A 13,570-nucleotide genomic window follows, 5' to 3' on the forward strand; every position below is an offset into this window, starting at 1 on the left:
CGGCGGGCCCCTGCACGCGGGCCGGAGGAGAGCCATGATCATCGCCGAGATCCAGGTCGCGCCGTCCCCGCCCGGCACCCCGGAGGACCCGCACGCCTTCGTCGAGGCGGCGATCGCGGTCATCAAGGCCTCCGGGCTGCGGTCGGAGGTCGGGGCGCTGGGCACCACGCTCGAGGGCGACGCCGACACGGTGTGGGCGACCCTGCGGGCCGCGCACGAGGCGATGATCGCGGCCGGCGCGAACGCCGGGATCTCGCACGTGAAGATCGCCTCGGTCGACCGGACGATGGACTCGCTGACCCACAAGTTCCGCTGAGGCCGCGGCGCGTCGCGCGCCCCGTCCCACCGCAGCAGAGGCTGTCCCCCTGCACCAACGCTGGTGCAGGGGGACAGTCCTTGATCAGGTCACCTGATCAACGCTGAGGGCATTCGTCAGGCGGGGAGCGAGGCCACCCCGCGGGGGAGGAACCGCTGACCGGTGACCGCCTCCGACACCCCGGCGCGGTCGAGGTAGGCGGAGATGCCGCCCAGCCAGAACGGCCAGCCGGCGCCCAGCAGCATCGCCAGGTCGACGTCCTGCACCGCCTGGACGACGCCCTCGTCCAGCATCAGCCCGATCTCCTCGGCCAGCGCGCGTTCGGCGCGCGACCGCAGCTCCTCGGCGGTCAGCGGGGAGTCGCCGCTGTCGATGCCGGCCAGCTCCGGGTCGATCAGGCCGGGCTCGGCGAACACCGACGTCTTGCCCAGCTCGACCATCCGGCGCAGGCCGACGCCGACGCCGAACCGGTCGGGGAACGCCTCGTGCATCCGCTCGGCCACGTGCAGCGCCACCGGCGGGCCGACCAGCGTGAGCAGCTCGAACGGCGTCATCGGCAGCCCCAGCGGCTCCAGCGCCGTCTCCGCCACGGCGACCGGCGTGCCGGCGTCCACGGCGGCGGTGACCTCGCCGAGGAACCGGGTGAGCAGCCGGTTGACCACGAACGCCGGGGCGTCGGCGACCAGCACGCAGGACTTGCCCAGTGCCTTGCCGACGGCGAACGCGGTGGCCAGCGTCGCGTCGTCGGTGCGCTCGGCGCGCACCACCTCCAGCAGCGGCAGGACGGCGACCGGGTTGAAGAAGTGCAGGCCGACCACCCGCTCCGGGTGCTGCAGCTGCGACGCCATCTCGGTCACCGACAGCGCCGAGGTGTTGGTGGCCAGCACGCACTCGGCCGAGACGACCGCCTCGACCTCGGCGAACACCTGCTGCTTGACGCCCATCTCCTCGAACACCGCCTCGATGACCAGGTCGGCGTCGGCGAAGGCGGACTTGTCCAGCGAGCCGGTGACCAGGCCCCTCAGCCGGTTGAGCGCGTCGGGGGAGAGCCGGCCGCGCCCGGCCAGCTTCTCCAGCTCGCCGTGCACGTAGCCCACGCCCTTGTCCACGCGCGCCTGGTCGACGTCGGTGAGCACGACGGGCACCTCGAGCCGCCGCACGAACAGCAGCGCCAGCTGGGAGGCCATCAGCCCGGCGCCCACGACGCCGACCTTGGTCACCTTCCGGGCCAGCTCCCGGTCCGGCGCACCGGCGGGGCGCTTGGCCCGCCGGTTGACCAGGTCGAAGGCGTACAGGCCGGCCCGCAGCTCGTCGCTCATCAGCAGGTCCGTGAGGGCGTCGTCCTCGGCCGCCGTCCCGGCCGTGAAGCCGGCGTCGCCGGCCCGGGCCAGGTCGAGCAGCTCGACCGCGCGCAGCGCGCCGGGGGAGGCGTTGCGGGTGCGGGCGGCGACGACCTGCCGCGCCCGGGCGATGGCGTCGTCCCAGGCCGACCGGTCGACCTCGGGACGGCGGACGGTCACCTCGCCGGAGAGCACCCCGGCCGCCCACTCCAGCGAGCGCTCCAGGAAGTCCGCCGGCTCGAACACCGCATCGGCGATGCCCAGCTCAGCGGCCCGCGGCGCCGGGGTGACCTTGTTCTGCGCCAGCGCGTTCTCCACGATCACCGAGACCGCGGCGTCGATGCCGATCAGCTCCGGCAGCAGCTGGGTGCCGCCCCAGCCGGGCACCAGGCCGAGGAAGACCTCGGGGAAGGCGACGACGGCGGTGCTGGCGATCGTGCGGTGGTGGCAGTGCAGCGCCAGCTCCAGGCCCCCACCGAGCGCCGCGCCGTTGACGAACGCGAACGTCGGGATCGTCGACTCCTTGAGCCGGCGGAACACCCGGTGCCCGGTCTCGGCGATCTCCCGGGCGTCGGCAGCCGAGGTGATCGACGGGACGCCGGAGAGGTCCGCGCCCACGGCGAAGATGAACGGCTTGCCGGTGACGGCGATGGCCGCCGGGGCGGGGGAGTGGGCGGCGACCTCGTCCAGGGCGGCGTCCAGCGAGGCGAGCCCGCCGGGTCCGAAGGTGGACGGGCGGGTGTGGTCGTGCCGGTTGTCCAGGGTGATCAGCGCGACCTCCCCGGCGATGCGAGGCACCCGCAGGAAGCGGACCTTGGCCTCGGTCACGACCTCGTCGGCGAAGACGGCGCTCACTGCTGTGCTCCCTCGGTGCGTGCTCCCGACCAGTGCGGGTTCTCCCAGATGACGGTGCCGCCCATGCCGATGCCGATGCACATGGCGGTGAGGCCGTAGCGGACGTCGGGCCGCTCGGCGAACTGCCGGGACAGCTGGGTCATCAGCCGCACGCCGGAGGAGGCCAGCGGGTGGCCCACGGCGATCGCGCCGCCCCACGGGTTGACCCGCTCGTCGTCGTCGGCGATGCCGAAGTGGTCCAGGAAGGTGAGCACCTGGACGGCGAAGGCCTCGTTCAGCTCGAACAGGCCGATGTCGGAGATCGACAGCCCGGTGCGGGCCAGCGCCTTCTCCGTCGACGGGATCGGCCCGACCCCCATGACCTCGGGCTCGACCCCGGCGAAACCGAAGCCGACCAGCCGCATGCCGACGTCGAGCCCCAGTTCCTCGGCGACCTCCTCGGCCGCGAGCAGGCACCCGGTGGCGCCGTCGTTCAGCCCGGCGGCGTTGCCGGCGGTGACGTGGCCGTGCGGGCGGAACGGCGTCTTCAGCCCGGACAGGCCCTCGAGGGTGGTGTTCGGCCGCGGCGGTTCGTCGACCGTGGCCAGGCCCCAGCCGGCCTCGGCGGAGCGGGTCGCCACCGGCACCAGCTCCGGTCCGATCCTGCCCGCGGCCACGGCCGCGGCGTACTTCTGCTGGCTGGCCAGCGCGAAGGCATCGGCGCGGGCCTTCGTCAGGTGCGGGAACCGGTCGTGCAGGTTCTCCGCGGTCGAGCCCATGACCAACGCGGAGCCGTCGACGATCTTCTCGCTGACGAACCGCGGGTTCGGGTCGACCCCCTCGCCCATCGGGTGGTGCCCCATGTGCTCGACACCGCCGGCGATGGCCACGTCGTAGGCGCCGAAGGCGATGCCGCTGGCGGTGGTGGTCACCGCGGTCATCGCGCCGGCGCACATCCGGTCGACGGCGTAGCCGGGCACGCTCTTCGGCAGCCCGGCCAGCAGCGCGGCGGTGCGCCCGATGGTCAGGCCCTGGTCGCCGATCTGGGTGGTGGCGGCGATGGCCACCTCGTCGACCCGCTCGGCCGGCAGCGACGGGTTGCGGCGCAGCAGCTCGCGGATGCAGCGCACGACCAGGTCGTCGGCGCGGGTCTCGGCGTAGATGCCCGAGGGCCCTGCCTTGCCGAAGGGGGTGCGGACGCCGTCGACGAAGACGACCTCACGCAACCGGCGTGGCAACCGCTCTCCAGATGACACAGGACCTCCGCGATGAGCTCGGTGCCGCCCCGGCCAGGGCGGCGTCCCGAAGTTACCCGCTGGTAACCGCGGGCTCCACACCCACGGGGGTGACCGGCGGGTTCCGGATCACGGTCCGGCAACAGAGCGCACATGTGCTTGCGGTCACACCCGGAGGCGGACACGATCCCTTCCGGAAATCTCCCGGATCCAACGACGGAACGGCAGGTCGAACATGGCGCGACAGCGCACCCTGATGACTGCTCTCGCAGCCTCGCTCGTCTTCTCGATGGCCGCCTGCGGCGGCGACGACTCCGGCGGTGGTGGCGGCGACGCCGGCGGCGGCGAGGCCGCCGGCAAGGTGGGGGTGATCCTCCCCGACACCGCGTCCTCGGCCCGCTGGGAGAGCGCCGACCGCCCGCTGCTCGAGGCCGCCTTCGAGGAGGCCGGTGTCGACTACGACATCCAGAACGCCCAGGGCGATGCCCAGCAGATGGCGACGATCGCCGAGCAGATGATCACCGGCGGGGCGACGGTCCTGGCGATCACCAACCTGGACTCCGCCTCCGGCGCCGCCATCCAGCGGCAGGCCGAGCAGCAGGGCGTGCAGACGATCGACTACGACCGGCTGACCCTCGGTGGGGAGTCCGACTACTACGTCTCCTTCGACAACACCGAGGTCGGTCGCCTCCAGGGCGAGGGCCTGGCCCAGTGCCTGGGCGACCAGCCGGCCAACATCGCCTTCCTCAACGGCTCGCCGGACGACAACAACGCCACGCTGTTCTCCGAGGGCGCCCACGAGGTGCTGGACCCGATGACCCAGTACACCCAGGTCGCCGAGCAGGCCGTCCCCGAGTGGGACAACCAGCAGGCCGCGACGATCTTCGAGCAGATGTACACCCAGGCCGGGGGCGACATCCAGGGCGTGCTGGCCGCCAACGACGGGCTGGCCAACGCGGTCATCTCCATCCTGGGCCGCAACAACGTGGCCGGCACCGTGCCGGTGACCGGGCAGGACGCCACCACCGAGGGCCTGCAGAACATCCTGGCCGGCAACCAGTGCATGACCGTCTACAAGCCGATCGCCGACGAGGCCAACGCGCTGGCCGACCTCGCGGTGGCCCTGGTCAACGGCGAGACGCCGGAGGTCGACGGCGAGGTGGAGGACACCGAGGGCGGTCGCACCGTCCCGGCCGTGCTGCTGGACCCGGTCTCGGTCTTCCGCGACAACGTCAAGCAGGTCGTCGACGACGGCTTCGTCGAGGCCGCGGACCTGTGCACCGGTGAGTACGCCGCCGCCTGCACCGAGCTCGGCATCCAGTAGTTCACCGTCAGCAGGGGCGTCCTCTCCGGGGGACGCCCCTGCTGGCCTGTCCAGGCAGGAAGGGACCCACGTGTCCGCTCCAGAGCGCGATCGCGACACCACCGCAGTCGACCGGCCCACCCTCGAACTGCGCGGCGTGACCAAGAGCTTCGGCGCCGTCCGCGTGTTGCACGGCGTCCACCTCCAGGTCTACCCCGGGAAGGTCACCGCGCTGGTCGGTGACAACGGGGCGGGCAAGAGCACCCTGATCAAGGGCATCGCCGGCATCCACCCGTTCGACTCCGGCGAGGTGGAGTTCGAGGGGGAGCAGGTGAACCTGCACAGCCCCCGGGACGCCGCCCGGCTGGGGATCGAGGTCGTCTACCAGGACCTCGCGCTCGCCGACAACCTCGACGTCGTGCAGAACATGTTCCTGGGCCGGGAGCGCAAGCGCGGGATGGTGCTCGACGAGCAGTCGATGGAGCAGGCCGCGCGGGAGACCCTCGGCAAGCTGTCGGTCCGCACGCTGAAGTCCGTCCGGCAGCTGGTGTCCAGCCTCTCCGGTGGGCAGCGGCAGACGGTCGCCATCGCCAAGGCGGTGCTGTGGGAGTCCAAGCTCGTCATCCTCGACGAGCCGACCGCCGCGCTCGGGGTCGCCCAGACCCGCCAGGTGCTCGACCTGGTCCGCCGGCTGGCGGACGCCGGGCACGCCGTCGTCTTCATCACCCACAACATGGTCGACGTCTTCGAGGTCGCCGACCGGGTCGCGGCGCTGTACCTGGGGCGGGTGGCCGCCGACGTCCCGATCGACCAGGTCGACCGGACCCAGGTGATCGAGCTCATCACCTCCGGCCGTTCCGGTGACCTGGGCCTCTCGGCCGAAGACCTCGAGGACTGAGAGGACGTCATGTCGAGCAACACACTGACCGCCGCCGAGGCGAGCGGTCCGCAGAAGCCCGCCGCGGGCTTCGAGGGGGACCGGCAGGACAACACCGTCGGCGGTGCGGTCCGGGGGTACCTGGACAAGCTGCGCGGCGGTGACCTGGGCGCACTCCCGGCCGTCCTGGGCATCATCACCCTCGGCATCCTCTTCACGGTGCTGCGCCCGGGCACCTTCCTGAGCCCGATCAACCTGGCCAACCTCGCCGTGCAGGCCACCCCGATCATCGTGCTGGCGATGGGCCTGGTCTTCGTCCTGCTCCTGGGCGAGATCGACCTGTCGGCCGGGGTGGTCAGCGGGGTGTGCTCGGCGGTGCTGGCCCAGCTGCTGGTGCAGGGCGGGTTCAGCTGGCCGGTCGCCGTCCTGGCCGCGATCGCCGCCGGTGCCGTGATCGGGTTGTTCACCGGCAGCCTCGTCGGCATGGTCGGCATCCCGTCGTTCGTGGTGACCCTGGCGCTGTTCCTCGGCTGGCAGGGCGTCACCCTGCGGCTGATCGGCCAGGGCGGCACCGTGCCGGTGCGCGAGCCGGTGATCCGGGCGCTGGCCAACGAGAACGTGCCGGTGACGATCGGCTGGGTGCTGGCCGTGCTGGTGGCGGTGGCCTACGCCGTGATCGAGCTCTGGCGCTGGCGGGCCAAGAAGGCCAAGGACCTGGCCCACCAGCCGCTCCTGCTGGTGGTCGTCCGGGTCGTGCTCATGGCCGTGGTGGTGCTGGGCGTGACCGCGATCCTCAACCAGGACCGTGCGCTGTCGGCGGCGATCGAGCTGGCCGGCATCCCCTACGCGATCCCGCTGGTCATCCTGCTGCTGCTGGTGGTCACCTTCGTGCTGTCCCGCACGAGCTTCGGCCGGCACATGTACGCGGTCGGCGGCAACGCCGAGGCGGCCCGCCGGGCGGGCATCAACGTGACCCGGATCCGGGTGCTGGCCTTCGTCATCTCCTCCAGCCTGGCCGCGGTCAGTGGCATCCTCGCCACCTCGCGGCTGAGCTCGGTGACGCCGGACGCCGGTGCGGGCAACACCCTGCTGTACGCGGTCGGGGCCGCGGTCATCGGTGGCACCAGCCTCTTCGGCGGGCGCGGGCGGGCCCGGGACGCACTGCTCGGCGGCCTGGTCATCGCGATCATCGCCAACGGCCTCGGGCTGCTCGGGGTGGCGGCGTACCTGAACTTCGTCATCACCGGCGGGGTGCTGCTGCTGGCCGCCTCGGTCGACGCCCTGGCCCGCCGGCGGGCGGCCACCGCCCGCTGACCGCAGTCGGCCCCGGCACGGCGCGCGACGAAGCGCGTCGTGTCGGGGCCGATCGCGGTGCCCGGAGCCCGGGTCAGCCGGCGGCGATCGCCTCGGTGAGCAGGCCGCGGGTCAGCTCGACCTGCCACTCCCGGGCACCAGCGGCCCGCAGCGCCGCGGCCACCGAGTCGGCGTCGGCCGGCGTGGGCGGCGACCACATCAGCCGGCGCACCAGGTCGGGGGAGAGCACGTTCTCCACCGGCACCGACCACTGCTCCGACACCTGGGCCAGACCAGCCCGGGCCGCCTTGAGCCGGGCGGCGGCCGCGGGGTCGCGGTCGCCCCAGCGGTTCACCGGCGGCGGCCCGTCGCCGGGGCGGCTGTGCAGCGGCAGCTGGTCCTCCGGCAGCTCCCGGCCCCGGACCAGCGCGCCGAACCAGGTGTTCACCAGCTTGCGGTTGGCCCGGCCGCGGAACACCGGGAGCTCCAGCAGCGCGCCCTCGTTCTTCGGGTCGGCCTGCACGGCGGAGACGATGGCGGCGTCGGGCAGCACCCGGCCGGGGGCGATGTCGCGCCGCCGGGCGAGGTCGTCCCGGGCCTGCCACAGCGCCCGCAGCATGCCCAGCTGGCGGCGGTTGCGCAGGCCGTGCATCCCGGAGGTCTTCCGCCACGGGTCGACCTTCGGTGCCGGGGGGCCGGCGGCCAGGATCGCCGCGAACTCCTGCCGGGCCCACTCGGTCTTGCCCTGGTCCTCGAGGATCTCCGCGAGGGCGTCCCGCAGCTCGACCAGCACCTCGACGTCCAGCGCGGCGTAGACCAGCCAGTCCTCGGGCAGCGGGCGGGTGCTCCAGTCGGCCGCCGAGTGCCCCTTCTGCAGCGACCAGCCCAGCAGCGACTCGACGACGGCGCCGAGCCCCACCCGGGGCAGCCCGGCCAGCCGGGCGGCGAGCTCGGTGTCGAACAACCGGGTGGGCACCAGGCCCAGCTCGGCCAGGCAGGGCAGGTCCTGGTTGGCCGCGTGCAGCACCCACTCGGCGTCGCCGATCGCGCGCTGCACGGCGGTGAGGTCCGGCAGCGGGACCGGGTCGATCAGGCCGGTGCCGGCGCCGGCCCGGCGCAGCTGCACCAGGTAGGCGCTCTGGCCGTAGCGGTAGCCCGAGGCGCGTTCGGCGTCGACGGCGACCGGACCGGTGCCGGCGGCCAGTGCGTCGGCGTAGGCGACCAGCGCGGTCGAGGTCTCGACGACCGGGGGGAGCCCGTCACGCGGGGCGAGCAGCGGCGTGGGCGGCGGGCCCTCCTCGACGGACGCGGCGGCGTCGGTGGGCTCCTCCTCCGGGCCGGTGGGCCCGGCTCCGGGGTCGGTGGGCAGCCCGGTGCCCGGGTCGGCGGTCACTCGATGACCCCCGAGCGCAGGCCCAGCGCCACCATGTGCGCCCGGTCGCCGGTGCCCAGCTTGCGCGCGATGCGCGCCAGGTGGCTCTTCACGGTCAGTGCGGACAGGTCCACCTTCTCGCCGATCTCCTTGTTCGTGTGCCCGTCGGCGACGAGCCGCAGGATGTCCCGTTCCCGGGCGGACAACTCCCCGACAGCTTCCTCCACCCCGCTCCGGGTCAGCCCCTGGGCCAGGCTGGTGGCGATCCCGGGGTCGGCGAAGACCTCCCCGGACAGCGACGCCCGCAGCCCGCCGGTCACCGTCGTCAGCGGGCTGGTCTTCAGCAGGTAGCCCTGCACCCCGGCCAGGAAGGCCGCCCGGACGACGGCCGGGTCGGTCACCGCGGTCAGCACGACGGTCACCGGCCAGCCCTCGGTGCGCAGGGTGGGGAGCAGTTCCAGTCCCCGCCCGTGGTCCCCGCCCCGGCCGGCGGCCTCGGGCGCGACCTCGGGCAGGTCGACCTCCAGCACGCACAGCGCCCGCGGGCCGGAGACGTGCGCACGGACCCGTGCCTCCTCCAGGGAGGCGGCCTCCTCGACCTCCCGGGCGCCCAGCGCGCGCAGCCGGCCGGCCAGGGCCTCCCGGACGAGCGGGAACGGGTCGACGACCAGGGCGCTGGCGTGCGGACCGAAGAGGACGCCGTCGGACCACGGCTGGCCCTGGGGCATCGGCCCTCCCGTCGTCGGACCGGGTCGACGACCGGGTGACCAGCAGGTGGTCACCCGACCTCCGGCCCGGCGTGTCCGCGCGCTCAGCCGACGTCCGATCACGCCCGGTCGAGCACGGAGGCCGAGTCTAGGCGTCGTCGGGTCGGGGCTGCTCGGTCGCGGCGAGCAGCCGGATCCCCGGTGGGGGCAGGCCGGCCGCAGTGTCGAGCACGTCGAGGAAGGCGGTGAGGTGCCGGTCGAGGTCGGTGCCCTCGGCGGTCCAGGAGGCCCGGATCTCGACGTCGACCGAGTGCTCCGGGGCGGCGATCGACCCGAAGCGGGTGGAGGCGGTGCGGGTGACCGTGCCACCGAGGGAGTGGTGGGCGGCCCCGGAGGCGGTCAGCGCGTCGGTCAGCCAGCTCCAGGCGACCTCGGAGAACATGCTGTCGTCGACCATCTCGGAGTCGGTGCTGGCCGAGACGTAGCCGACGCAGCGGGTGGTGCCCTGCCAGGCCTCATGGCCCTCCGGGTCGAACAGCAGGATGAACCGGCCGCTGGCCAGCTCGTCCTCGTCGTCCTCGGGGTGGCCGACCCGCACGCCGATCGCGTGGGACCAGGGGGCGAGGCGCTGCGGGGCCGGGATCTGCTCGAGGACGACCTCCGGCCGCGGGCGCACCGTAGCCAGCGCTTCCAGGGCGGCCCGGAACGCGGCCGGCCGCTCCGGCGGCGGCGGGGCGCCGTCGTCGAGGCGTTTGCGCGGCTGGGGCACGTGCGCAGGGTAGGTCGCCCACCACCGGAGTGGCCGCCCCGACGCGCCGCCCCGCCCAGCCGACGCACAGCCGTGACCTCTGTGCGCCCCGGTTCGATGGCGGGGGCGGAGCCGCTCCCGGTGACGTCTGGGAGGATCGGCGTCCGTGGGAACAGCTGCAGGACCGGCCGCCGACTCCGATCTCGTCCGAGCGACCCGGGGGCTGCCGGTCTCCCGGACGCCGGTCTGGTTCATGCGCCAGGCCGGTCGCTCGCTGCCCGAGTACCGCGCCCTGCGGGAGGGCACCGCGATGCTCCAGGCCTGCCAGGACCCCGACCTGGTCACCGAGATCACGATGCAGCCGGTCCGCCGGCACGGTGTCGACGCGGCCATCCTGTTCTCCGACATCGTGCTGCCCCTGGTGGTCGCCGGCGTCGACATCGAGATCAAGCCGGGCGTCGGGCCGGTGATCGCCTCGCCGATCCGCACCGTCGCCGACGTCGACGCACTCCCCGCCCTGGAGCCCGACCGGCTGGACTTCCTGGCCACCGCGGTCCGCCGGCTGGTGGCCGAGCTCGGCGCCACACCGCTGATCGGGTTCGCCGGCGCGCCGTTCACCCTCGCCACCTACCTGATCGAAGGCGGCCCCTCTAAGGAGCACGCCCGCACCAAGGCCTTCATGTACGCCGAGCCCGCGGCCTGGCAGCGACTGCTGGAGCGGCTCGCGGTCAGCGCCGCGACGTTCCTGCGGGTGCAGGTCGACGCCGGGGCCAGCGCGGTGCAGCTGTTCGACTCCTGGGCCGGGGTGCTGTCGGCCGCAGACTACGCGGGCCGGGTGCTGCCGCACTCGCGCGCCGTCTTCGACGGGCTGGCCCGCCCGGAGGTGCCCAAGGTGCACTTCGGCGTGGGCACGGGGGAGCTGCTGCCGCTGATCGGGGACGCCGGTGCCGACGTCGTCGGCGTCGACTGGCGGGTGCCGCTGGACGAGGCCGCCCGCCGCGTCGGCCCCGGGTACTCGCTGCAGGGCAACCTCGACCCCGCCGTCCTGCTGGCCGACCGGGAGACCGTCGACCGCGAGGTCCGCCGCATCGTCGAGCAGGGCAAGGCCGCCCGTGGGCACGTGTTCAACCTCGGCCACGGCGTGCTGCCCGACACCGACCCGGGCGTGCTGACCCACGTCGTGGAGCTGGTGCACGAGCTCACCGCGAGATGAGCGCTCCCCGGCTGGTCGTGGTGGGCGCCGGGATCACCGGGCTCACCGCGGCCTTCGAGTGGCGTCGCGCCCACCCCGACGGCGAGGTCGTCGTCCTGGAGGCCGGCGACCGGGTCGGCGGGAAGCTGGACCGGGTCGACCTCGCCGGGCGCTGGTACGACACCGGCCCGGAGGCCGTGCTGGCCCGCGTGCCGGAGGCCGTCGAGCTGATCGAGCAGCTCGGCCTGGCCGACCAGCTGGTGCCGGCGCAGACCACCCAGGCCTCCATCGTGCTGCCCGAGGGCCGCTTCCCGCTGCCGGCCGGCACGCTCCAGGGCGTACCGACGACCGCCGACGGCCTGGACGGGGTCCTCACCCCCGCCGGGGTCGCCCGGGTGCGGGCCGAGGCGGAGCTGCCCCCGCTGCGGCTGGACGGCGACGTGTCCGTCGGCGGCCTGCTGCGGGAACGGCTCGGCGACGAGGTGGTGGACCGGCTCGTCGAGCCGCTGCTCGGCGGCGTCTACGCCGGCCGTCCCGACGACCTCTCCCTCGCCGCCACCATGCCGGCGCTGGCCGCCCAGCTGCCCGGGTCGACCTCCCTGCTCGGAGCCGCTGTGGCCGCCCGGGACGCCGGGGCCCGCAGCCGCGGCGACGTCGACGGCCCGGTGTTCGTCACGGTCCGCGAGGGCGTCGGCTCGCTGCCCGCGGCGCTGGTGGCGGCCGCCCGCGCCGACGTCCGGACAGGCACCCGGGTGACCGCCCTGCGCCGGGCCGCCGGCGGCTTCGAGCTCGAGGTGGACGGGGCGACGACGCTGACCGCCGACGCCGTCGTGCTGGCCACCCCGGCCGGCCCGACCGCCCGGCTGCTCGGCGACGTCGCGCCCGACGCGGTGGAGCCGCTGGAGGGGATCCCGTACGCGTCGATGGCCGTGGTCGCCATGGCCTTCCCCGACCAGCCGGTCGCCGCCGGGTCGGGGTTGCTCGTCCCGCCGGTGACCGGTCGGCTGGTCAAGGGCGTCACCGTCTCCTCGTCGAAGTGGCCGCACCTGTCCGGTCCCGAGGGGGCGCCCGTGCTGCGGGTCCGCTCGTCGGTCGGGCGGTTCGGTGACGACGCCGCCCTCCAGCGGGACGACGCCGGACTCACCGCCGCCGTGGTCGCCGACGTCGCCGAGCTGCTCGACCTCGGCCGGCCGGAGCCGGTGCAGACGGACCTGGTCCGCTGGGTCGACGGGCTGCCGCAGTACCTGGTCGGGCACCCGCAGCGGGTCGCCGCGATCCGCTCCGCGGTCGACGCCGTCCCCGGGCTCGCGGTGGCCGGGGCCGCCTACGGCGGCGTCGGCGTGCCCGCCTGCATCCGGGACGCGCGCCGCGCCGTCGCCGCGCTGATGTGAGCGCACCCGCCGGCGTCCGGGGCGCGGCCCTCGCCGCGGCGCCGGTCGTCTTCGTGCTGCTGTGGAGCACCGGCTTCGTGGGGGCGAAGTACGGGCTGCCCTACGCCGAGCCGTTCACCTTCCTCGCCCTGCGGCTGGCCCTGGCCGGGGTGCTGTTGGCCGCGCTCGCCGTCGCGCTGCGGGCCCCGTGGCCGGCCGGCCGCGCGCAGACCGGCCGGGCGGGCGTCGCCGGGCTGCTGCTGCACGCCGGCTACCTGGGTGGCGTCTTCTTCGCCATCGACTCCGGCCTGCCGGCCAGCGTCGCCGCGGTCACCGTGAGCCTGCAGCCGGTGCTGACCGCGGCGCTGGCCACCCGGCTGCTGGGCGAGCGGCTGGTGCCCGTGCAGTGGCTGGGCCTCGTGCTGGGCGTGGGCGGTGTGGCGCTGGTCCTCGCCCCCGGGCTGGCCGGTGCGGCGGGGGAGGGCGGCGCCTTCCCGCCGGCCGGCGTCGCCTCCTGCGTGGTGGCGCTGCTGTGCGGCACCGCGGGCACGCTCTGGCAGAAGGAGCACGGCGACGACATCCCGCTGCTCTCGGGCACCGTGGTGCAGTACGCGGCGGCCGCGCTGGCGCTGGTCGCGCTGGCGGGGGTCACCGAGTCCATGGCCATCGAGTGGACGGCGGACTTCGTCCTCGCCCTGGTCTGGCTGGTGCTCCCGCTGTCGCTCGGCGCGGTGCTGCTGCTGCTGTTCCTGCTGCGCCGGGGCAGTGCCTCCGGGGTCTCCAGCCTGCTGTACCTGGTGCCACCGGCCACCGCCGTGGAGGCCCACCTGCTCTTCGGCGAGGAGCTGCCGCTGCTGTCGCTGGTCGGGGTGGTGGTCACCACCGTCGGCGTCGCGCTGGTGCTGCGGCCACCGCGGCGACGGTCGTCGTCCGCCGGCTGACCCGGCCCCGCGACGAAGCACTGCGGGCGCGCGACAATGGGG

General features: G+C 74.5%; 12 protein-coding genes. 7 read left to right on the forward strand and 5 right to left on the reverse strand.

Annotation, left to right across the window (positions count from 1 at the left end; genetic code table 11):
- Positions 1-34: 34 nt before the first annotated feature.
- On the forward strand, positions 35-316 hold the full coding sequence (locus tag FB380_RS14515) for a thiamine-binding protein (protein WP_166755649.1): 282 nt from the start codon (positions 35-37) through the stop codon (positions 314-316).
- 116 nt (positions 317-432) lie between these two features.
- Here FB380_RS14515 and FB380_RS14520 read toward each other — a convergent pair whose 3' ends face one another.
- A complete protein-coding gene (locus FB380_RS14520; protein ID WP_166755650.1) occupies positions 433-2,511 on the reverse strand; it encodes a 3-hydroxyacyl-CoA dehydrogenase NAD-binding domain-containing protein in 2,079 nt (692 codons plus the stop codon).
- Complete coding sequence (locus tag FB380_RS14525; RefSeq protein ID WP_166755651.1) at positions 2,508-3,728, reverse strand: thiolase family protein; 1,221 nt, start codon at positions 3,726-3,728, stop codon at positions 2,508-2,510. The genes FB380_RS14520 and FB380_RS14525 overlap by 4 nt, the downstream gene beginning before the upstream one ends.
- A gap of 253 nt (positions 3,729-3,981) precedes the next feature.
- On the opposite strand from FB380_RS14525, the gene FB380_RS14530 reads away from it, so the two are divergent.
- The 3 genes from FB380_RS14530 (at position 3,982) to FB380_RS14540 (ending at position 7,219) form a co-directional block, all read left to right on the forward strand.
- A complete protein-coding gene (locus FB380_RS14530; RefSeq protein WP_229681889.1) occupies positions 3,982-5,049 on the forward strand; it encodes a sugar ABC transporter substrate-binding protein in 1,068 nt (355 codons plus the stop codon).
- 70 nt (positions 5,050-5,119) lie between these two features.
- Complete coding sequence (locus FB380_RS14535) at positions 5,120-5,926, forward strand: ATP-binding cassette domain-containing protein (protein WP_166755653.1); 807 nt, start codon at positions 5,120-5,122, stop codon at positions 5,924-5,926.
- Between the two features lie 9 nt (positions 5,927-5,935).
- Entirely contained in the window at positions 5,936-7,219 is a 1,284-nt protein-coding gene (locus FB380_RS14540) for a sugar ABC transporter permease (protein WP_166755654.1), read from the forward strand.
- Between the two features lie 73 nt (positions 7,220-7,292).
- On the opposite strand, the gene FB380_RS14545 is transcribed toward FB380_RS14540, so the two are convergent.
- The 3 genes from FB380_RS14545 to FB380_RS24780 all read right to left on the reverse strand — a co-directional run bounded on the left by FB380_RS14545 (position 7,293) and on the right by FB380_RS24780 (position 10,046).
- Complete coding sequence (locus FB380_RS14545; protein ID WP_229681890.1) at positions 7,293-8,591, reverse strand: HRDC domain-containing protein; 1,299 nt, start codon at positions 8,589-8,591, stop codon at positions 7,293-7,295.
- Positions 8,588-9,298 (reverse strand): LuxR C-terminal-related transcriptional regulator, encoded by a 711-nt coding sequence (locus FB380_RS14550; protein ID WP_166755655.1) that lies wholly within the window; start codon positions 9,296-9,298, stop codon positions 8,588-8,590. The genes FB380_RS14545 and FB380_RS14550 overlap by 4 nt, the downstream gene beginning before the upstream one ends.
- A 127-nt stretch (positions 9,299-9,425) precedes the next feature.
- Complete coding sequence (locus FB380_RS24780; protein ID WP_166755656.1) at positions 9,426-10,046, reverse strand: DUF3000 domain-containing protein; 621 nt, start codon at positions 10,044-10,046, stop codon at positions 9,426-9,428.
- A gap of 145 nt (positions 10,047-10,191) precedes the next feature.
- Here FB380_RS24780 and hemE point away from each other — a divergent pair, with 145 nt between their 5' ends.
- Genes hemE through FB380_RS14570 form a run of 3 tightly spaced genes read left to right on the forward strand, consistent with a single transcriptional unit; the run spans position 10,192 to position 13,528 of the window.
- The gene (hemE, locus tag FB380_RS14560) at positions 10,192-11,238 is read left to right on the forward strand and encodes a uroporphyrinogen decarboxylase (protein ID WP_188959523.1); all 1,047 of its coding nucleotides are present in this window, start codon (positions 10,192-10,194) and stop codon (positions 11,236-11,238) included.
- Positions 11,235-12,608, forward strand: a complete 1,374-nt coding sequence (hemG, locus tag FB380_RS14565; protein ID WP_166755657.1) for a protoporphyrinogen oxidase — start codon at positions 11,235-11,237, stop codon at positions 12,606-12,608. Before hemE ends, hemG begins: the two co-directional genes overlap by 4 nt.
- The gene (locus tag FB380_RS14570) at positions 12,605-13,528 is read left to right on the forward strand and encodes a DMT family transporter (protein ID WP_166755658.1); all 924 of its coding nucleotides are present in this window, start codon (positions 12,605-12,607) and stop codon (positions 13,526-13,528) included. Before hemG ends, FB380_RS14570 begins: the two co-directional genes overlap by 4 nt.
- The last annotated feature ends 42 nt before the right edge of the window (positions 13,529-13,570 follow it).

The organism is Modestobacter marinus, from assembly GCF_011758655.1.
Taxonomy (GTDB): domain Bacteria; phylum Actinomycetota; class Actinomycetes; order Mycobacteriales; family Geodermatophilaceae; genus Modestobacter; species Modestobacter marinus.